The 19,772-nt window shown below is 72.3% G+C and carries 15 protein-coding genes; 8 read left to right on the plus strand and 7 right to left on the minus strand.

Annotated elements, in window-relative coordinates; translation table 11 throughout:
* Window positions 1–45: 45 nt before the first annotated feature.
* Together JAO84_RS34335 and JAO84_RS34340 are read right to left on the minus strand one after the other, a co-directional pair.
* Entirely contained in the window at window positions 46–1,623 is a 1,578-nt protein-coding gene (locus JAO84_RS34335; protein ID WP_370416359.1) for a glycosyl hydrolase 53 family protein, read from the minus strand.
* 144 nt (window positions 1,624–1,767) lie between these two features.
* Window positions 1,768–3,786 (minus strand): beta-galactosidase, encoded by a 2,019-nt coding sequence (locus tag JAO84_RS34340; RefSeq protein ID WP_370416360.1) that lies wholly within the window; start codon window positions 3,784–3,786, stop codon window positions 1,768–1,770.
* 218 nt (window positions 3,787–4,004) lie between these two features.
* Between JAO84_RS34340 and JAO84_RS34345 the strand changes: the two genes are divergently transcribed.
* The 5 genes from JAO84_RS34345 to JAO84_RS34365 all read left to right on the plus strand — a co-directional run bounded on the left by JAO84_RS34345 (window position 4,005) and on the right by JAO84_RS34365 (window position 9,531).
* Entirely contained in the window at window positions 4,005–5,333 is a 1,329-nt protein-coding gene (locus JAO84_RS34345) for an ABC transporter substrate-binding protein (RefSeq protein WP_370416361.1), read from the plus strand.
* Complete coding sequence (locus JAO84_RS34350; protein ID WP_370416362.1) at window positions 5,330–6,265, plus strand: carbohydrate ABC transporter permease; 936 nt, start codon at window positions 5,330–5,332, stop codon at window positions 6,263–6,265. Before JAO84_RS34345 ends, JAO84_RS34350 begins: the two co-directional genes overlap by 4 nt.
* A complete protein-coding gene (locus JAO84_RS34355) occupies window positions 6,262–7,185 on the plus strand; it encodes a carbohydrate ABC transporter permease (RefSeq protein ID WP_370416363.1) in 924 nt (307 codons plus the stop codon). Before JAO84_RS34350 ends, JAO84_RS34355 begins: the two co-directional genes overlap by 4 nt.
* A gap of 30 nt (window positions 7,186–7,215) precedes the next feature.
* Window positions 7,216–8,241 (plus strand): LacI family DNA-binding transcriptional regulator, encoded by a 1,026-nt coding sequence (locus tag JAO84_RS34360; protein WP_370416364.1) that lies wholly within the window; start codon window positions 7,216–7,218, stop codon window positions 8,239–8,241.
* Between the two features lie 117 nt (window positions 8,242–8,358).
* On the plus strand, window positions 8,359–9,531 hold the full coding sequence (locus tag JAO84_RS34365) for an esterase-like activity of phytase family protein (protein WP_370416365.1): 1,173 nt from the start codon (window positions 8,359–8,361) through the stop codon (window positions 9,529–9,531).
* 1 nt (window position 9,532) lies between these two features.
* Here the strand turns inward: JAO84_RS34365 and JAO84_RS34370 are convergent, their stop codons facing one another.
* From JAO84_RS34370 to JAO84_RS34380, 3 genes are all read right to left on the minus strand, one after another.
* Window positions 9,533–11,044, minus strand: coding sequence for a DUF4246 domain-containing protein (locus tag JAO84_RS34370; RefSeq protein WP_370416366.1), 1,512 nt, complete (start codon window positions 11,042–11,044; stop codon window positions 9,533–9,535).
* A gap of 123 nt (window positions 11,045–11,167) precedes the next feature.
* Complete coding sequence (locus tag JAO84_RS34375; protein ID WP_370416367.1) at window positions 11,168–12,748, minus strand: glycerol-3-phosphate dehydrogenase/oxidase; 1,581 nt, start codon at window positions 12,746–12,748, stop codon at window positions 11,168–11,170.
* Window positions 12,745–13,344 (minus strand): TetR/AcrR family transcriptional regulator, encoded by a 600-nt coding sequence (locus JAO84_RS34380; protein WP_370416368.1) that lies wholly within the window; start codon window positions 13,342–13,344, stop codon window positions 12,745–12,747. The genes JAO84_RS34375 and JAO84_RS34380 overlap by 4 nt, the downstream gene beginning before the upstream one ends.
* Before the next feature lie 74 nt (window positions 13,345–13,418).
* On the opposite strand from JAO84_RS34380, the gene JAO84_RS34385 reads away from it, so the two are divergent.
* Complete coding sequence (locus JAO84_RS34385; protein WP_370416369.1) at window positions 13,419–15,014, plus strand: FAD-binding oxidoreductase; 1,596 nt, start codon at window positions 13,419–13,421, stop codon at window positions 15,012–15,014.
* Window positions 15,015–15,090: 76 nt separating this feature from the next.
* Window positions 15,091–15,987, plus strand: coding sequence for a diacylglycerol kinase family protein (locus JAO84_RS34390; protein WP_370416370.1), 897 nt, complete (start codon window positions 15,091–15,093; stop codon window positions 15,985–15,987).
* Here JAO84_RS34390 and JAO84_RS34395 read toward each other — a convergent pair.
* Window positions 15,984–16,388 carry an FKBP-type peptidyl-prolyl cis-trans isomerase gene (locus JAO84_RS34395; RefSeq protein ID WP_370416371.1) on the minus strand — a complete coding sequence of 135 codons (405 nt, stop codon included), beginning with the start codon at window positions 16,386–16,388 and terminating at the stop codon, window positions 15,984–15,986. The genes JAO84_RS34390 and JAO84_RS34395 overlap by 4 nt on opposite strands.
* Before the next feature lie 98 nt (window positions 16,389–16,486).
* Here JAO84_RS34395 and JAO84_RS34400 point away from each other — a divergent pair, with 98 nt between their 5' ends.
* Window positions 16,487–18,304, plus strand: coding sequence for a SpoIIE family protein phosphatase (locus tag JAO84_RS34400; RefSeq protein WP_370416372.1), 1,818 nt, complete (start codon window positions 16,487–16,489; stop codon window positions 18,302–18,304).
* Between the two features lie 18 nt (window positions 18,305–18,322).
* On the opposite strand, the gene JAO84_RS34405 is transcribed toward JAO84_RS34400, so the two are convergent.
* Window positions 18,323–19,654, minus strand: a complete 1,332-nt coding sequence (locus tag JAO84_RS34405; protein ID WP_370416373.1) for a DUF1254 domain-containing protein — start codon at window positions 19,652–19,654, stop codon at window positions 18,323–18,325.
* Between the last annotated feature and the right edge of the window lie 118 nt (window positions 19,655–19,772).

Raw genomic sequence — 19,772 nt, forward strand, 5'->3', positions numbered from 1 at the left:
CCTCGGCTATGTGAAGTAGCAGCGACCGGCCCCGCGGGAGGCCGGTCAGCGGTGGGCGAGCCGGCCCGCCGCCGGCAGGAGCCGGTCGGCGTAGTCGAACAGCGCCTGGTTCTCCCAGCCGTTGCCGGACGCCGGGTCGGCCGGGTCCCAGCCGTTCCCGGCGACCGCCGTCCACGTCGGCTCCCAGTAGACGACGCCGAGGCCTCGGCCGCCCGGGACCGCCTCGACCACGCTCATGACGTCCCGCAGCCACGCCGACTGGCCCGCCGTGCTCGCCGGGTAGCCGGAGACGAGCTCGGCGGTCGTGTCGATGATGTTCTCGTGGCCGTCCTCGCTGTCCAGGCGGAACGGATAGGCCGTCTCCACGACCATCACCTTCTTGTTGTACCGGGCGGAGACGTCGTCCAGGTTGGCCTGGAGCGAGGACAGCGGGCCGTGCCAGTACCCGTAGAAGGAGACCGCGATCACGTCGAACGGCACGCCCTGGGCCGTGGCGTTGTCGAACCACCAGCGGTAGAGGGCGTTGTCACCGCCGTGCGCCAGATGCAAGGCCACCTGCGTCGACGACGACACCGCCTTCGCCGCCGACACCCCCGACTTCAGCAGCCCGGCAAGCCGCGACCAGTTGTCCGTGGAACCCTCGGGCCACAGCATCCCGGTGTTGATCTCGTTGCCGATCTGCACCATGTCGGCCGTGGTGCCCTGCGCCTTCAGCGCGTTCAGGACGTCGTAGGTGTGGCTGTAGACGTCCGTCTTCAGCTGGTCGTACGAGTGCCCCGACCACGCCGCGGGCTTGGTCTGCGCCCCCGGGTCGGCCCAGATGTCCGAGTAGTGGAAGTCGACGAGCAGCTTCATGCCCTGGGCCTTGATCCGCTTGGCCATGGTGAGCACCCGGGCCTTGTCGTTGTAGCCGTCGGCCGGGTTCACCCACACCTTGAGCCGGGCGTAGTTCGCCCCGGCCGACCTCAGGATGCCGAGCGCGTCCCCCTGGGTGCCGCCGCCGGTGCGGTACACCCCGCCCAGGTCCTCGCTCTTCTTCAGGGAGGACACGTCGACGCCCTTCACCGCGAGGCCGGCGGTGCCGGGCGTCAGCGTCAGGTCGTCCACGTTGATCCAGTCACCGGCCCTGGCATCGGAGTTCACGCTCACCGTGCAGGCGCCGCCGCTCACCACGACGGGCGTCACGATCCGTATCCACGCCCCGTTCGGCGTGGGCGGCAGCTCCGTGCGCTGCTCGGCGGAGCCGCAGTTGCGCAGCGCGAGATAGGCCGCGTTCTGGCCCCCGCTCGACCGCACCCACGCGCTGAGCGTGTAGCCGCCGTCGGAGAGGCCGGTCAGATACTGGTACGTCTCCACCTTGTACGCGGAGGCCGACCAGTGCGTGAGCCGGTAGCTCCCGCCGTGGCCGCCGGCCTCGGTGTACGAGGCGGAGTTCTGGCCCGCCGCCGAGTAGGTGGCCCATCCGGCGGGAGTCGCGGTGCCGGTTCCGCCGGACTCGAACCCGGCGTTGGTGAGCGTGGCGGCGGCCCGGGCCTCCTGGGCGGGCAGCGGGGCGAGCAGCAGAGCGCCGAGCGCGGCGGTCACGGCGGCGGCTCGCAGGGTCCTGCGTGGTACGGCGTGCATCGTCGTCGAGTCCCTTCGACGTTGAGGGAGGGGGAAGGCGGTGCGGTGCTGTGCCTCGTGGCGCGGGGCGGCACGAGCGGCTCACCCGGGGGCGGCGCACGGGGCCGCCGCCCCCGGGGAGATCAGGGGGGAGTGGGGCCGTGGTCAGTCGTCGAGGCGGACGACCCGGACCGCGCCCGCGGGGACGGCCAGCCGGCCGCCGACCCGGTCGCCGCTCAGGAGCTCGGTGCCCGGTCCGTCCAGCGGCACCTTCGTCTCCTGCGACGTGTGGTTGAGCACGAAGAGGAAGCGCCCGCTCTCGCCCGCGCGGTGGACGACCTCCACGTCGCGCGGCAGCGAGCGGGTCGGCACGCCCGCGTCCTCGCAGGCGGCGCCGAGGATCCCGGCCAGGGCCGCCGCGTCCAGGCGGGTGGAGATGTACCAGGCGGTGCCCCGGCCGAGCCGGTGACGGGTGACGGCGGGGCCGCCCGCGGCCGGCCCGTCGGCGTACGTCCACACCGGCTCGGCGCCGCGCGGCACGACGAACTCGGTCCACACGTCGGCCGGCAGCGACGCGCCGCCCGGCCCGGCGATCCGTACGCCCTCGCCGTCGAGCAGCGGTGACCACTCCTCGACGGCGACGCCGAGCACGTCCTTCAGGACGCCCGGACATCCGCCCTCGTGGACGGCGTCGTGCTCGTCGACGATGCCGGAGAAGCAGGAGACGACGAGGGTGCCGCCGTTCTCCACGTACGTGCGCAGATTCCGGCCGGTGGCCTCGGTGGCCAGGTAGAGGGCGGGGACGACGACCAGCGGATAGGCGGACAGATCGGACTCGGGGTGCGCGAAGTCGACCGTGAGGTGCCGGTCGTACAGCGCCTCGTAGAAGCTGTCGGCCCGCTCCCGCGCGTCGAGGTCCACCGTGGGCCGCCACTCCAGGGACTGCGCCCACCAGGACTGCCAGTCCCACAGCAGGGCGACGTCGGGCACGGTACGGGTGCCGCGCACGGCCTCCAGGGCTTCCAGGTCGCCGCCGAGCCGGACCACCTCGCGCCAGACGCGGGTGTCGGTGCCGCCGTGCGGCAGCATCGCGGAGTGGAACTTCTCGGCGCCGCGCCGGGACTGCCGCCACTGGAAGAACATCGCGCCCTCGGAGCCGCGGGCGACGTGTGCGAGGGAGTTGCGGGCCATCTCGCCCGGGCGCTTGGCGGGGTTGCGGGCCTGCCAGTTGACGCCGCTCGTGGAGTGTTCGAGCAGCAGCCAGGGTGCGCCGCCGGCGACGGAGCGGGTGAGGTCGGCGGCCATGGCGAGGTTGACGTGGGTGCGGCGGCCGTCGGTGATCAGGTAGTGGTCGTTGGTGACCAGGTCGACCTCGCGGCCCCAGGCCCAGTAGTCGAGGGAGTCGCACTGGCTGAGCGCCGTCATGAAGTTGGTGGTGACGGGGACGCCGGGGGAGAGCCGGTGGAGGATGTCCCGTTCGGCGCGGAAGCTCTCCAGGATCGTGGCGTCGGTGAAGCGCCGGTAGTCGAGCTGCTGGGCGGGGTTGCCGACGGTCGGGGTGAGCCGGGGCGGGTCGATCTGCTCGTACGTGCCGTAGACCTGCCCCCAGAACGCGGTGCCCCACGCCTCGTTGACGGCCTCGACCGACCCGTACGTCCGGGCGAGCCAGCGCCGGAAGCCGGCCGCGCAGTTCTCGCAGTAGCAGTCGCTGACGGGCACGCCGTACTCGTTGTGCACGTGCCAGAGGGCGAGCGCCGGGTGCTCGGCGTAGCGGGCGGCGAGCGCGGTGGTGATCCGGGCGGCGGCCTCCCGGTAGGCGGGGGAGCTGTGGCAGATCGCGCCGCGCGAGCCGTACGAGTGGCGCACGCCCTCGCGGGTGACCGGCAGGGCCTCGGGGTGGGCCCGGTAGAACCAGGCGGGCGGCGCGACGGTGGGGGTGCCGAGGTCGACCCGGACGCCGTTGTCGTGCAGGAGGCCGAGCACGCGGTCCAGCCAGGCGAAGTCGTAGCGGCCGGGTTCGGGTTCGAGCAGGGCCCAGGAGAAGATGCCGACGCTGACCATGGTCACGCCGGCCTCGCGCATGAGCCGTACGTCCTCGTGCCAGACGCTTTCCGGCCACTGCTCGGGGTTGTAGTCCCCGCCGAAGGCGAGCCGGGTGAGGCCCTTGGGGGCGGTCGGCGGCATGGGTGTCTCCTGGAACGTCGGGGTCTGAACGTACATCAAGAACCGAGCCGTTCTGGGAACGTGCACACAGTTGATCTCGATGTCACAACGCAACATAACCGCACACGAACAACCATTGACAAGTGTCCGGAACGTTTCTCTACTGTGAACGCTCACAGATGCATGACCGGCCTTCCCGCCCCGTGCGAAGGCCCCTTTCGGTCAGGGAGAAGCACCCCATGCCCCACGCGCTGCACCGCCGTCGCGTTCTCGTCGCCACGGCCGCCGCCACCGCCGTCGTCCTCGGCGCGACGACCCTCACCGCCTGCGGCTCCGGCTCCGGTTCCGGCGGCGACGGGGCCGAGTCCGGCCCCGTCTCGCTCACCTACTGGTCCTGGGCGCCCAACATGGACAAGGTGGCCGCGATCTGGAACGCCGAGCACCCCGAGATCAAGGTCACGGTGCAGAAGCAGGCCTCGGGCGACGACCTCGTCACCAAGATCATCACGGCCGCCAAGGCCCACCAGGCCCCCGACCTCGTCCAGGCCGAGTTCCAGGCGCTGCCCACCCTCGTCAGCAACGACGCCCTCGCCGACATCTCCGCTGAAGTGTCCGGCGCCAAGGACAAGTTCGCCCCCGGCCTCTGGCAGCAGACCACCCTCGGCTCCGACGCCGTCTACGCGGTGCCCCAGGACTCCGGCCCGCTGATGTTCTTCTACCGCACCGACCTCTTCCAGCAGTACGGCCTCAAGGTCCCCACCACCTGGGACGAGTTCGCCGCCACCGCCAAGGCGCTCAAGACCAAGGCCCCCGACAAGGCCCTCACCACCTTCTCCTCCAACGACGCCGGCCTCTTCGCCGGCCTCGCCCAGCAGGCCGGCGCCCAGTGGTGGACCGCCCAGGACCAGAAGTGGAAGGTCGGCATCGACGACGCCGCCACCAAGAAGGTCGCCGACTTCTGGGGCGGCCTCGTCAAGGACGGCGCCATCGACAACCAGCCCATGTACACCCCCGCCTGGAACAAGGCCCTCAACACCGGCGAGCAGCTCGCCTGGGTCAGCGCCGTCTGGGCCCCCGGCGTCCTCACCACCGCCGCCCCCGACACCCAGGGCAAGTGGGCCATGGCCCCGCTGCCCCAGTGGGACACCGCCAAGCCCGCCACCGGCAGCTGGGGCGGCTCCACCACGGCCGTCACCACCGACTCGAAGCACAAGGCCGCCGCGGCGAAGTTCGCCACCTGGCTCAACACCGACCCCAAGGCCCTCTCCGCCCTGGTCAAGGAGGCCGGCATCTACCCCGCCGCCACCGCCGCCCAGAGCGGCCCGGCCCTCGCCCAGCCGCCCGCCTTCTTCGCCGGCCAGACCGACTTCTACACCCGGGCCGCCGAGATAGCGAAGACCACCGCCCCCGCCGCCTGGGGCCCCAACGTCAACGTGGCCTACACCTCCTTCAAGGACGAGTTCGGCAAGGCCGCCAAGGCCAGGTCCGGCTTCGACCAGGCCCTCACCGCCATGCGGGACGCCACCGTCGCCGACCTGAAGAAGCAGGGCTTCGAGGTCGCCCCGTGACCAAGCCCCACCCGGGCGCACGCCGGAAGCCGTACGGGGTCAGGCTGGCCCCGTACGGATTCCTGCTGCCCGCCGCCGTCCTCTTCGCCCTCTTCTTCGCGCTGCCCATCGGCTACGCCCTCTGGCTCAGCCTTCACAGGATCGAGGTCAAGGGCCTCGGCCTCGGCAAGGGCGCCAAGAGCGAGGTCTGGGCCGGCCTCGGCAACTACGCAGACGCGCTCACCGACCCCGAACTCCTGCACAGCGCCCTGCGCGTCCTCGGCTACGGTCTCGTCGTCGTCCCCGTGATGCTCGGCCTCGCCCTGTTCTTCGCGCTCCTGCTCGACTCCGAGCGGGTCCGGGCCCGCTCCTTCGCCCGGCTCGCGATCTTCCTCCCGTACGCCGTCCCCGGAGTGATCGCGGCCCTCCTCTGGGGCTTCCTCTACCTCCCCGACGTCAGCCCCTTCTACTACCTCGCCGACGCCCTCGGCCTCCCGCAGCCCGACCTCATGGACGGCGGCCCGCTCTACGCGGCCATGGCCAACATCGCCGTCTGGGGCGGCACCGGCTTCAACATGATCGTCATCTACACCTCGCTGCGCTCCCTGCCCGCCGAGGTCTTCGAAGCGGCCAAGCTCGACGGCTGCTCCGAACTGCAGATCGCCCTGCGCGTCAAGATCCCCATGGTGGCGCCCTCCCTGGTCCTCACCTTCTTCTTCTCCGTCATCGCCACCCTCCAGGTCTTCAACGAGCCCATGACGCTCCGGCCGCTCACCAACGGCATCCCCACCACCTGGAGCCCCCTGATGAAGGTCTTCAACGACGCCTTCACCGGCGGGAACATCCACGCCGCCTCGGCCACCGCCGTGATCCTGGCCGTCGCCACCTTCCTGCTGTCCTTCGCCCTGCTGCGCACCTCGAACCGCCGCACCACACAAGGAGCATCCCGATGAGCGGGTTCGCCGCCACGACCCGGACCCGCAAGGCGGCCCCCGCCGCCGGCACCACCCCGGGCACCTCCCAGGGGCCGCCCACCGCGCGCCCCCGCCGCACCGCGCTGCTGCCCACCGCGGCCCTCGTCCTCGGCGCGCTCTACTGCCTGCTGCCCGTCGCCTGGGTCCTGGTCGCCGCCACCAAGTCCGGCGCCGACCTCTTCTCCACCTTCACCTTCCTGCCCGGCGACGGCTTCGCCGACAACCTCGCCGACCTCGGCGCGTACCGCGACGGCATCTACTGGCGCTGGATGGCCAACTCCATCCTTTACGCGGGCCTCGGCGCCGTCCTGTCGACCGTCGTGTCCGCCTTCGCCGGCTACGCCCTCGCCGTCTACCGCTTCCCCGGCCGCGAGGTCTTCTTCAACGTGATCCTCACCGGCGTCCTCATGCCGCCGGTGATCCTCGCCATCCCGCAGTACCTGCTGATGGCCCAGGCCGACCTGACGGACAGCTACCTCTCCGTCCTGCTGCCCCTGATCCTCTCCCCGTACGGCGTCTACCTCGGCCGCGTCTACGCCGAGGCCGCCATCCCCGGCGAACTCGTCGAGGCCGGCCGCATGGACGGCGCCGGCGAACTGCGCATCTTGCTGCGCATCGCCGTCCCCATGATGGCCCCCGGCCTCGTCACCATCTTCCTGTTCCAGTTCACGGCCATCTGGAACAACTTCCTGCTGCCGTTCATCATGCTCGGCGACGACGAGAAGTTCCCCATGACCGTGGGCCTGTTCACCCTCCTCAAGCAGGGCGCCGGCCAACCCGCGCTCTACTCCCTGGTCATCACCGGCGCGCTGCTCGCGGTCGTCCCGCTCGTCGCGCTCTTCCTGGTCATCCAGCGCTTCTGGAGCCTCGATCTGCTCTCCGGCGCCGTAAAGTCCTGACGGACAGGGGAGCGAGGGAAAACACACAGCATGAGCACAGCAGCCGGCAGGCGTCGCCCCGCGACGATCCACGACGTGGCGCGCGAGGCCGGTGTCTCACGCGGCACCGTCTCCCGTGTCCTCAACGGCGGGCACTACGTCAGCCCCGCCGCCAAGGCCGCCGTCGACGCGGCCATCCGCAGAACGGGCTATGTCGTCAACCGGCACGCCCGTTCCCTCATCACCGGAAAGTCCGACTCGGTGGCCTTCCTGCTCACCGAACCCCAGGAACGGTTCTTCGAGGACCCCAACTTCAACGTCCTGCTCCGCGGCTGCACCCAGGCGCTTGCCGCGCAGGACATCCCGCTCCTGCTGATGATCGCCGGCACCGAGGACGAACGCCGGCGCAACCTCCGCTACATCGAGGCGGGTCACGTCGACGGCGTCCTCCTCGTCTCCAGCCACTCCGGCGACCCGGTCGTCGACCGGCTCCACGCGGCCGGCGTCCCCGTCGTCGCCTGCGGCAAACCGCTCGGGCAGACCGCCAGGATCGGCTACGTCGCCGCCGACGACCGCGGCGGCGCCCAGGACATGGTGCGCCACCTCCACGCGACCGGCCGCCGCCGCATCGCCACCGTCACCGGCCCGCTCGACACGCCCGGCGGCGTCGAACGCCTCGCCGGGTACCGCGAGACCCTCGCCGAGTGCGGACTCCCGTACGACGAGGACCTCGTCGCCACCGGCGACTACAGCCGCCGGGGCGGCGAGGCGGCCGCCCGGCTGCTCCTCGACCGGGCCCCGGACCTCGACGCCGTCTTCGTCGCCTCCGACCTGATGGCCCTCGGCGTCCTGGACACCCTCGACCGGGCCGGCCGCCGCGTCCCCGAGGACATCGCGGTCGGCGGCTTCGACGACTCCCCGGCCGCCCTCGCCTCCCGCCCCTCGCTCACCACCCTCCGTCAGCCCTGGGACCGCATCAGCGCGGAGATGGTCCGCACCCTCCTCGCCCGCATAGCGGGGGAGGACCCGGTCACGGTGATCCTCCCGACGGAACTGGTGCGGCGGGACTCGGCCTGACCGGGCGTCAGGCGGGCGCCAGACGGGTGGTGTGAACGGGTGGTGTGAGCGGACACCGGCAGCACTACCCGTCTGGGTGACTGCGGATCAGGGCCGGGCCGGGCCAAGATCGTCGGCATGCGAGCCTCCCTGACGCGCCGTGCGTGCGCCGCAGCCCTGCTTCTGACCTCCACCCTCACCCCCGCGGCGGTCGCCGCCGCTCGACCCGCCGATCCCGTCCGGCCGGTGGAGCGTGCGGCGCAGGCCCGCCTGCTCGGCGAGAAGATCGTCCCGTACAAGCTGGACTTCCAGGGCACGACGGTCGGCGGCCTCTCCGGCGTCGACCGCGACCGCTGCACCGGCGAGTACGTGTTCATCAGCGACGACCGCTCGGCCCTCCAGCCCGCCCGCTTCTACACGGCCAGGGTGGACGTGGACGCCGAGGGCGTGCACTCCGTCGACTTCACCGGCACCCACCCGTTGCTTCAGCCGGACGGCTCGGTCTATCCGTCCCCGTCCCTCGGGGACGGCAAGGCCGTCGACCCGGAGGAGATCCGGGTCGACCCGCGCCGCTGCGACTACTGGTGGGCGCAGGAGGGCGACCGGCCGTCGGCGGCCGGGGCGCCGGTGATCCAGCCGTCCATCCAGTCCGCCTCACCCACCGGTGACTATCTCGGCAGCCTGCGACTGCCGTCGAACTACCAGATCACCGACGAGCGCGGACCGCGCCGGAACCAGTCGATCGAGGCGATCACCTTCGGCGACCGGGGCCGGGTGCTGACCAGCGCGGTCGAGGGCCCGCTCCTCCAGGACGGCCCGGTGCCCGACACCGAGCACGGCGCGCTCGTCCGGGTCACGCAGCAGACCCGCACCGGCCGGGTGCTCGGGCAGTTCGCGTACCCGATCGAGAAGATCTTCGCCGTGAACGACCCGAACAGCCCGTGGGGCCCCGACACCGGCGTCCCGTCGATCCTCGCCTTCCCCGACGACCCCGACCGCTACCTCGTGCTCGAACGCACCTGGGTCGCCGGCGCCGGCTACAAGATCCGCGTCTTCGACGCCACCACCCGCGGGGCGACCGACGTACGGTCGACGGACTCCCTGGCCGGACCGGACGGGGAGAACGTGGTGCCGATGCGCAAGACGCTCGTCGCGGACTTCCACACCCTGGGCCTGTCCACCGTCGACAACACCGAGGGCATGACCTGGGGGCCGGTCCTGCCGTCCGGCGAGCGGTCGCTGATCCTGGTGAGCGACGACAACTTCGTCGACGACGCGGTGACGCAGATCGTCGCCCTGGCCATCCGCTGACCTAGTGCTCGCAGAGTGAGAACGCCCGCTCGAAGAGCTGCTCGTTGTGCTCGTCCACGAAGAACTTGCGCTCCTGCATGAGCTGTTCGCGGTACTCCCTGGCCTGTGCGAGCGTCATGGTCGAGGTCTCGGACCAGGGCTGCTGCGGCGGCACGTCGGAGGTCGAGACGATCCTCTCCGACGGGTCGACCAGGAAGAACGCGAGAATCTTGCGATGCCCCGGGCGGCTCGGGTCCGCGAGGCGGAACGAGCCGACCCGGTGCTGCAGCACGTTCGGGAACGCCAGGCAGCGGCCCTCCGGGGTCGCCGCCGACCCGAGCGGCTGGTTCAGCGCGTCCTCGTCCTCCAGGCCGTAGACCTCGCGCAGACCGTCGTCGTCGTTCTGCTCGTAGTACGGGTCGTCGAGCGCGGCCCGGAAACTCAGCCGGCTCTCGGTGATGTTCTCGCTGTCCCAGTAATAGATCCCGGTCGACACGATCCGCTCGTTCAGCATCCCCTCGACATGCCAGGAACCGCCGTTGTACTCCGGCTGATCCGGGGTGAGATGAATCGTGGCGAGCTTGACGATGACCTGAAGGCGGCGGCCGCGCAGGTCGACCCGGGCGGAGTCCTCGGGCAGCTCGGGCGGGGTGAAGACCGGGGCGTCCGGCACGATCGGGCTGCGGTTCTCCCACCAGGCGTCCATCGCCTCGTCCCAGGCGCTCCGGGCCTCCGCGTAGGCGTCGTTGTCACTGAAGGAGGCCCGGTCCGGATACTCCGGCTCCGAGTCCCCGTACCACCCGAACGGATCGGCCTTGATCCGCACCGGCCGCGGATGCCGCAGATCGGTGAGCACGTTCTCGAACAGCGGACGCACGCACGCGAACAGGTCCGGCAGGACGGCGGCCAGTTCGTGATGGGTCTCGGGGTGCACGTTGTTCACGTACGAACGGAAGGCGACCTCGCCGTCCTCGTGGACGTCGACGTCCGTCGGCAGCCACTGGAACTTCTCCGAGAATTCGTACTTGGAATACTGGTTCGTCGGGTTCTGCCACGCCCGCTCCGGCTCGCCGCTCACCCCCTTGACCAGGCAGAACAGCGAGGGATGCACCAGATCGAGGACCTGGTTCCCGGATCCGGGATGCCAGTCCCGCTCCGCCTCGGGCACCTCCTCAAGCACCCGCACCGCCTCGCGCAGCCGGTCCCTGAGCTTGTCGTCGACCAGCCCGTCCGACTGCCACACCCCGTCGACGGCGGACACCTCGATGCCGCTGCGCCCGTCCCGGAGCGCCGCGTAGTGCGCGAGTTCGTCGAGCACGTAACGAATCTGCGCCTCGGTGAGGCCCTGGTCGACCGCCTCCCGCGTCCACCTGGCGACGATGCCGGCGTCCTTCATCTTGTCGAACCAGCCGGGCTTCGCCCGTATGTGCGCGCTGCATTCCATCATCTGAAGTTCCCGCAGCGTCCGGGGTGTCGCGAACGCCAGGGAACGGGACGCGTGAAAGGGCAGCGGGAAAGCGGTCAGGCCGGTCAACGCTCTTGATCCTCCGAGTCGGTGTGCGGTGGCCGGAAGGATACGTGAGCGGACTGACACCGCCCGCGCCGTGACCCACGACGGTGCCCCCGCCCCCATGCCGGGCAGGGGCACCGTGGCCGTTCAACGCGCCTGGGCCGCCGTACGGGCGAGGGCGTCCCGGGCCGCTTCTTCGGCGCGGGCGCGGTCCTCCGGGACGACGCCGATGCGGGTGCGCCGGTCGAGGAGGTCGGCGGTGTCGAGGGCGCCTTCGTGACGGACCGCCCACACCAGTTCGGCGCCCGTGACCGGGTGGCCGGGGACGACGGGCTCGGCGAGGGCGGGGTCTTCGAGCCCGAGGGCGTGGACGGCCGGGGCCTCGGAGCCGTAGCGCTGGACGAGGCGGGGCGGGACGTCGAGACCGGCGAGGGTCTGCGGGTGGGCCGCGCCGACGAGCGGGAGGGACGCGGTGCGGCAGGGGCCGGCGGTCAGGCCGCGGACGGCGACGGCCGCGTGGACGGCGTCCTGGGCCATGCGGCGATAGGTGGTCAGTTTGCCGCCGACGACGGTGACGATGCCGTCGGGCGACGTGAGCACGGCGTGCTTGCGCGAGATGTCGGCGGTGCGGCCCTCCGCGTCCCGGGTGTCGAGCAGCGGCCGCAGTCCGGCGAAGGCCCCGACCACGTCGGAGCGGTGGACCGTGACGTCGAGGGCGGAGCCGAGCACGTCGAGCAGGAAGCCGATGTCCGTCTCGGGGACCTCCGGCACGTCGGGGATGTCGCCGTCGACGGGCTCGTCGGTGAGGCCGACGTACACCCGTCCGTCGCCCTGGGGAAGGACCAGGACGAAGCGGTTCGTCTCGCCGGGGATCGGGATGTGCAGTCCTGCGGAGAGCCGGCCCAGGGTCTCGGAGCGCAGGACGAGATGGGTGCCGCGCGAGGGCCGCAACCGTACGTCGTCGATGAGGCCGCCCGCCCAGACCCCGGCCGCGTTGACGACCGTACGGGCGCGGACGCGGAGCTCCTGGCCGGTGGTCTCGTCGCGTACCAGCGCGCCGTCGCCGTGGAGTTCGAGGGCCCGGGCGCGGGTGAGGACACGGGCACCGTACGCGGCCGCGGTGCGGGCGATCGCGGTGACCAGGCGCGCGTCGTCGGAGAGCTTGCCGTCCCAGGAGAGCAGGCCGCCGCGCAGCCCGACGGGGCGCAGGGCGGGGGCGAGGTGGCGGGTCTCGACGGCGGACAGCGTGCGCGGCTGCGGCAGCGTGCGGCGCGAGGTGCGGGCGCCGACCCGCAGCAGGTCGCCCGCGGCGAATCCGGCGCGGGCGAGGGCGGCCTGGCCGCGGCTGACGAGCGGGGTGAGGGGGAGCACGAAGGGCTGGGCGCGAACCAGGTGGGGGGCGGTGCGTTCCATCAGGATGCCGCGCTCGACGGCGCTCTCGTGGGCGACGTCGAGCTGCCCGGACGCGAGGTAGCGCAGTCCGCCGTGGATGAGCTTGGAGCTCCAGCGGGAGGTGCCGAAGGCGAGGTCGTGGGCGTCGATCGCGGCGACGCTCAGTCCGCGGGTGGCGGCGTCGAGGGCGACTCCGGCTCCGGTGGCGCCGAGCCCGACGACGAGCACGTCGACGACCTCGCCGTCGGCGAGCCGGTCCAGTTCGCGCCGCCGCCGCTCGGCGTTCAGCGAGGAGCCGGGCAGGGCGGTGCCGCTCGTGGGGTTCACGGGGTTCATGGCGTGAGGGTCCTCTCAAGGAGGGTGCGCAGCTCTTCGAGGAAGGCGGCTTCGCTCAGTTCGGGATCGCTCTCGTCGGCCATGGTGCGCAGCGAGAGCGTGAAGGACTGGACGACGAGCAGCAGGGACCGGGCCTGCAGGTCGGGGTGGGCGCGGCGTACGGAACCGTCCTCGTGTCCTTCCTCAAGCGCGGTGAGGAGGAGTCCGAGCAGGGCGTCCTGGCTGGCGCCGCGCCGGTCGAGGACGTACGGCAGCAGCAGCTCGGGGTCGACGTCGAGGATCTTCCGGAACAGCGGATGGGACCGGAACGCGGCGACTCCCGCCACCAACCCCTCGACGATCCGGGCCCGTTCGGGCCGGTCGTCGTCGGGGGGCGGCATGGCGCCGGCGGCGACCGCGATCCATTCACGGGTCATCAGGTCGCCGACGAGGGTCCGCACGTCGGGCCAGCGCCGGTACAGCGTCATCCGGGACACGCCGGCCCGCCGGGCGACGTCGGTGAGGGTGGTCCGGCGTACGCCGACGGCGAGCACGCAGTCCCGTGCCGCGTCGAGTACGGGATCCGCGTCCGCATGGTTGTGACGAATGGGCGTCATCTGTCACAGTGTAATGCCAGTGCGGGCCGAGCGGCAGCGCCGTCCCTGAAACAGACCGTGAGGAACCTCTCGAAGTGGACATGTTGTGGAGCGGCTGGGGCGACCCGGCCAAGGCGGCGCCCCTGCCCGACTCGGTGACCGGCCTGCTGCGGGACCTGCTCGGCGTCACGCCGCGTGAGAGCGGCCCCGCCGACCTCGCCGACATCGACGTGCCCGCCCCGGCGCTGACCGGCGAGGCGAGGGGAGCGCTGAGCGCCGCCGTCGCCGCACCCGACGGCCTGCGGGACGACGCGGAGAGCCGCATCCGGCACACCCGAGGCAAGTCGACCCCCGACCTGCTGCGCATCCGCGCCGGCGAGGTCGACGACATCCCCGCCGCCGTCGTGCTCCCCGGCAGCCACGACGAGGTCCTCGCCGTCCTGCGGGCCTGCGCGGACCACAGCCTGTCCGCCGTCCCGTTCGGCGGCGGCACCTCCGTCGTCGGCGGCCTCGCGCCCACCACGAAGCGGCCCGTCGTCGCGCTCGACCTGCGGCGGCTCGACCAGCTGCTCGCCGTCGACGAGGTGTCGCGCACCGCCACCCTGCAGCCCGGCCTGCGCGGCCCGCGGGCCGAGGAGCTGCTCAACGAGCAGGGCTGGACGCTCGGCCACTTCCCGCAGTCCTTCGAATGGGCGACCGTCGGCGGCTTCGCCGCGGCCCGCTCCAGCGGCCAGGCCTCGGCCGGCTACGGCCGCTTCGACGAGATGGTCCTCGGCCTGACGGTCGCCACCCCCGAGGGCACCCTGTCGACCGGCCGGGCCCCGCGCTCCGCCGCCGGCCCCGACCTGCGCCAGCTGATCCTCGGCTCCGAAGGCGCCCTCGGCGTGATCACCTCGGTGACCGTACGCATCCGGCCGCTGCCGCCGAAGCGGATCTACGAAGGCTGGCGCTTCGCCTCCTTCGAGGCCGGCACGGCGGCCCTGCGCCGCCTCGCCCAGGACGGCCCGCGCCCCACGGTGCTGCGCCTGTCGGACGAGTCCGAGACCTTCATCGGCCTCGCACAGCCGGACGCCATCGGCAGCGCCGCACTCCCGGAGAACCCCGGCTGCATGGCCATCGTCGGCTTCGAGGGCACCGAGGCCGACACGGCCGCCCGCCGCGCCGCCGCCCGTGAGGTCCTCCTGGCCTGCGACGGCGAGTTCATCGGCGAGGAGCCCGGCGACAAGTGGGAGCACGGCCGCTACAACGCGCCCTACCTGCGGGACGCGCTGCTCGACGCCGGCGCGTTCGCCGAGACGCTGGAGACGGCCGCCTTCTGGTCCGCGATCCCCGGCCTGTACACGGCCGTACGGGACGCGCTGACCAGCACCCTCACCGAGGCCGGGACCCCGCCGCTGGTCATGTGCCACATCTCGCACACGTACGAGAACGGCGCCTCGCTCTACTTCACCGTCGTCTCCGCGCAGGGCGAGGACGCCGTCGCGCACTGGGCGCCGGTGAAGAGCGCGGCGAACGACGCGATCCTGGCGGCCGGCGGCACCATCAGCCACCACCACGGCGTCGGCACCGACCACCGCGACTGGTACGCCCGCGAGGTCGGCCCCCTCGGCATCCGTATGCTCCAGGCGGTCAAGGCCGAGGTCGACCCGTCCGGAGTGCTGAGCCCCGGGGTCCTGATCCCCGTCCGCTGATCCCGCTCGGTCCGAACCCTTCCCGCCCGAACCCTTCCCTCCCGAACTCTCCTTCTGCCGCCCGGAGGCCAGATCCATGCGACAGTTCACCGCCGTCGTCAACCCCACCGCCGGGGGCTCCAGCGGCACGGCGAGCCTGCTCCCGGTGGCCCGGCTGCTGCGGGAGGCGGGCGCGCGGCTCGACACCGTCTACAGCCGCAGCCTGGAACACGCCCAGGAACTCGCCCGGGACGCCGGAGGGAAGGGCCACATCGTGCTTGCCGTCGGGGGCGACGGCATGGCCGGCACCGTCGGCGGCGCGCTCAGCGGCACGGACACCGTCTTCGGCCTGGTTCCCGCGGGCCGCGGGAACGACTTCGCGCGCGCCCTGGGGCTTCCCACCGACGCCCCGGGCCTGGCGAAGGTGCTGCTCGACGCCGTACCGCGGGCCGTCGACACCATCCGGGTGGAGTCCGCCCGGCACCACGGGATCTGCGTCCTCGGCAGCGTGTACGCGGGCGTCGACGCGGTGGCCAACCGCCACGCCAACGCCTCCCGGCTGCTGCGCGGCGCGGCCTCCTACTACGCCGGCGGCCTCCGGGCGGTCCTCGCCTGGAAGCCCGCCGCGTACCGCATCACGATCGACGGCGTCCGGCACGAGCGCACCGGCTACACCGTCGTCGCGGCCAACTCCGGCTTCTACGGATTCGGGCGGAACGTCGCACCGGGCGCGCGGGTCGACGACGGCCTCCTGGACGTCGTGGTGATCAAGGAGGCGCCCAAGCGTCTCTTCTTCGCCATGATGAACGAGCTGAAGACGGGCGCGCACGTGAAGCGTCCGCAGATCGAGATCCTGCGCGGCGAGGAGATCCGCATCGAAGCCGACCGCCCCCTCCCGTACGGCGCGGACGGCGAGGTCGACGCGACCCTGCCGGTCACCCTCAGGGCGATGCCCGCGGCCCTCCGCGTACTGGCGCCCGACCACCCCCGCTAGGGCTTGCTCCACCCGGTGGTGCGGGAGTACACGTCGACCAGGTCCACCACGAAGACCAGCGTCGAGCCGGCCGGGATCAAGGGCGTGGGCGACTGATTCCCGTAACCGAGACGCGGCGGGACGATGATCTCGCGCCGGCCGCCGAGCCGCATGCCCCGCACCCCGCGGTCCCAGCCCTTGATCACCCGGCCGGCCCCGAGCGCGAACTTGAACGGCTCGCCGCGGTCCCAGGAGGCGTCGAACTCCTTCCCGGACTCGAAGGTCACCCCGACATAGTGCACCCTGACCACCATGCCCGGCTTCACCTCGGCCCCGTCCCCGACGACCAGGTCCCGGACGGTCAGCTCGGTGGGAGCGTCACCCTCCGGAACGGCGACTTCGGGCTTCGTCGGTTCACTCATTGCAGCATTATCTCGTGGGCGGTGAGTACCCCGATCGGCAGGGAACAGGTGCATGCTGGGCACCAGCACGGTCGATTTCCAGTCTGGAGGCCGAAAAGGTGAACGGCGGCAAGGGGAGACGACGTCTGGCGGCCCGCGCCTCGGCCGGGAGGGGCGCCGGATCGCACCGTACGGCCGCCGCCCGCAGGCGGCTCGGACGGACCGGCGGCGAGGTCCCCCTGGACCGGCTCACCACGCGCGGCCGGCTCGCCTGGCTGAACTCCGCAGGCTCCAGGATCGGCACCAGCCTCGACCTGGAGCGCACCGCCCAGGAACTGGCCGAGTTCACCGTGCCCGGCTTCGCCGACGGAGCCGCCGTCGACATCCTGGAGAGCGTCCTGCGGGGCGAGGAGGGCTCACGCTGGACCGGCACGGGCATTCCGCTCATGCGGGCCATCGCCGTGTGCGCCGTCGAGGCGCTGTCCTCCCTGGAACCCACTCCGGTGGGCGAGACCTTCGTCCGCACCGAGAAGGCGCACGAGACGCTGCTCCACCGCTACTGTCTGCGCCAGGGCAGGCCGGTCCTGGTGAGCCGGATGCGGAACGACGACTTCATCAAGGTCGCGCCGACCGAGAGCGCCGCGGCGAAGATGCGCGCCGCAGGAGTGCACAGCTATCTCGCCGTGCCGCTGATCGCCCGCGGGCTGCTGCTCGGCAGCGTGGACTTCGTCCGCGGCCCCGGAACACCGCCGTTCTCCACCACCGACCTCGCACTGGCGGAACAGCTGGCCTCCCAGGCCGCCGTCTACATCGACAACGCCCGGCTGTACGGGCGCGAGCGCGAGCACGTCGTCTCGCTGCAGCGGACGCTGCTGCCCCGCGCGACGCCGGTGACGCCCGGGCTGCGCGTCCAGGCCGAGTACGCGCCCTCGACGGGCCACCACGGCGTGGGCGGGGACTGGTACGACGTGATGGCCCTGCCCGGCGGACGTACCGCCCTCATGGTGGGCGACGTCATGGGCCACGGGCTGCCCGCCGCCGCCACCATGGGGCGCCTGCGGGCCGTGGCCCGCACCCTCATGACCCTGGACATGTCCCCGGAGCGCGTCCTGGCCCGGCTCGACCTCGCCACGCGTGACCTGGAGGACGAACAGGTCGCCACCTTCCTGTGCGCCGTGTTCGACCCGGCCGACTCCACCTACACGCTGGCCAGCGCCGGGCACCTGCCACCGCTGCTCCTCGACGGGCAGGGCTCCGCCGAGTTCGTCGACGTGCCGGTCGGCGCGCCGCTCGGCGCGGGAGTGATCCCGTACGACCGGATCCGTCTCGAAGTCCCGGCGGGCGCCCATCTGGTCATGTACACCGACGGTCTCGTCAAGTCCCGGCACCAGGACGTGGACCACCAGCTGCACGGTCTCCGCTCGGCGGCGCGCGGCCTCTCCCCGGAGGCTCTCGAGAGCGGCGGCCTGTTCGAGCGGGCTCCCGCCGACGCCGCCCGTTTCGACGAGGTCGTGCTCCTCGTGGCGACGACCGCGCCGGCAGCCGACGACGCCCCGGCCACCCCGGCCGACCTGCGCGAGTGGCCGCTGCCGCAGGAAGGCCGCGCGGCATCCGTCGCCCGGGGCCTGGTCACCGACCAGCTCGCCGTGTGGGACCTGACCGAGCTCGCCGATGTCTTCGAACTCGTCGTCTCCGAACTCGTCGGCAACGCCCTCCGCTACGGCAACGGCCCCGGCCGACTCCGCCTGCTGCGCGGCGACCGCCTCATCGTCGAGGTCTCCGACACAGGCCCCGACCTCCCCCAGATCCAGCACGCGGACCTCGGCGACGAGGGCGGCCGTGGCCTCCAGCTCATCAACATGCTCTGCCGCCGCTGGGGCTCCAGCCGCACCGCGACCGGCAAGGTGGTCTGGGCGGAACACGACCTGCCCCACTGAGGGCAGGTCGTGCGGGGGTCAGCTGGTCCGGCGCAGCGCCGGCGGGGTCCAGCCGCCGGTGAGGGCGGGCTCCTCGGGCCAGTACAGACGCAGGAAGACGTTGAAGCTGCCCGCGGGGGCGGGGAGCCAGTTGCCCTCGCGCTCCGGGCCGGGGTTCGCGTGCTGGACGTAGATGTCCAGGGAGCCGTCGGGGTTGGTCCGCATGCCGCTGCGGTCGCCGATCGCGTAGCGGTTCAGCGGGTTGTCGGCGAAGAGCTGACGTTCGTTCATCATCGTGAGGGACCAGAAGCCGTCGACGGGCGGGGTCTGCCCGGCGTCGAAGTGCAGCACGTAGGTGTGGGCGCCGTCGAGCGGCCGGCTCTCGGAGTCGGTCGTGGCGTGCGGGTAGAGGGCGTCGGCGTCGAGGTTGGCCCCGTACCCGAACCGGGTGATGACCGCGCGCTTGGCGTAGTCGGTCCCGTAGGCACCGAGACCCCGGTGCACGGTCCATCCGCCGGAGCCCGCGGACTCCGCCTTGGCGAGCAGTTCACGCAGCACCTCCGGACCGCGCCGCGCGCCCGCGTCCAGGGCGTCGAGCTGATCGGGGGACAGGTCGTCCAGGCTCGCGCCCGGTGCGATGCCGAGCTTCGCGAGGGTGCCCAGGAACGGGGCGTCGGCGGGGTCTGGAGGGTTGTCGACCATCATCCGGTTGAGCAGCGTGAAGTACGCGCGGCCGCTGAGCGCGTGGACCTTGTCGACGGGCGCCGTCGCGGTGTCGGCACCGGCCGGGACGGGGACGTCGGTGGGCGGGGAGTAGGCGTCGGGGTCACCGGTCCACTGCGACAGCGGGATCAGCCGCGTGCCGTCCTGGAGCCGGTTGACGGCCGGGAAGTCCGAGGGGCCGCTGGTCGCGTACCGGGCGATGATCCAGTTCACGGCGGTGGGCGACTTCAGCAGCGTCAGGCCGGCGGGGGTCGGGCCCGACCAGGACGGCCCGGCGATCAGGAAGGGGCCCGCGGACGAACCGTACTTGCGCCGGCCGACGACGGCGCAGACGTTCGACCAGGCGTCCAGGATCGGGACCATCCAGAACCGGTCACCGAAGTCGGGCAGCGCCAGGACCAGCGGCTCCTCGGACAGATCGAGCCAGGCGCTGGAGTACAGGGTGTCGGCGTTCGGCGAGACGACCTCGGTGAAGGAGGCGTCCGGCGTGGACCGCATGTAGCAGAACTGGTTGACCGGGGCCTTCCGGCGCGCGTCGTCCCGGGCCGGGACCGCCGTCATGGCGCTCTCCGTCAGGGCCGCCGTGACCAGCGGATACCCGTAGAGCCAAGCCTCCGTGGCCGTCTTCTCCATCGACTCGTCCGTCATCGTTTCTCCCAGGTGCTACGGCGGTTCTCGTCCGGGCCCGACGCTACGAGCGCCCCCCGGCACCCGCGCGGCGAATCCGCCGGACGGGTGGCGCGAACGCGCGGAGCCCGGTCCTGCG

Origin of the sequence: Streptomyces fradiae (assembly GCF_041270065.1) — a bacterium.
Classification (GTDB): domain Bacteria; phylum Actinomycetota; class Actinomycetes; order Streptomycetales; family Streptomycetaceae; genus Streptomyces.

Coding starts and splice junctions, on each gene's coding strand:
- JAO84_RS34335 (WP_370416359.1), bottom strand. CDS start 1,623: ATGCACGCCGTACCACGCAGGACCCTGCGAGCCGCCGCCGTGACCGCC.
- JAO84_RS34340 (WP_370416360.1), bottom strand. CDS start 3,786: ATGCCGCCGACCGCCCCCAAGGGCCTCACCCGGCTCGCCTTCGGCGGG.
- JAO84_RS34345 (WP_370416361.1), top strand. CDS start 4,005: ATGCCCCACGCGCTGCACCGCCGTCGCGTTCTCGTCGCCACGGCCGCC.
- JAO84_RS34355 (WP_370416363.1), top strand. CDS start 6,262: ATGAGCGGGTTCGCCGCCACGACCCGGACCCGCAAGGCGGCCCCCGCC.
- JAO84_RS34360 (WP_370416364.1), top strand. CDS start 7,216: ATGAGCACAGCAGCCGGCAGGCGTCGCCCCGCGACGATCCACGACGTG.
- JAO84_RS34365 (WP_370416365.1), top strand. CDS start 8,359: ATGCGAGCCTCCCTGACGCGCCGTGCGTGCGCCGCAGCCCTGCTTCTG.
- JAO84_RS34375 (WP_370416367.1), bottom strand. CDS start 12,748: ATGAACCCCGTGAACCCCACGAGCGGCACCGCCCTGCCCGGCTCCTCG.
- JAO84_RS34380 (WP_370416368.1), bottom strand. CDS start 13,344: ATGACGCCCATTCGTCACAACCATGCGGACGCGGATCCCGTACTCGAC.
- JAO84_RS34390 (WP_370416370.1), top strand. CDS start 15,091: ATGCGACAGTTCACCGCCGTCGTCAACCCCACCGCCGGGGGCTCCAGC.
- JAO84_RS34395 (WP_370416371.1), bottom strand. CDS start 16,388: ATGAGTGAACCGACGAAGCCCGAAGTCGCCGTTCCGGAGGGTGACGCT.
- JAO84_RS34405 (WP_370416373.1), bottom strand. CDS start 19,654: ATGACGGACGAGTCGATGGAGAAGACGGCCACGGAGGCTTGGCTCTAC.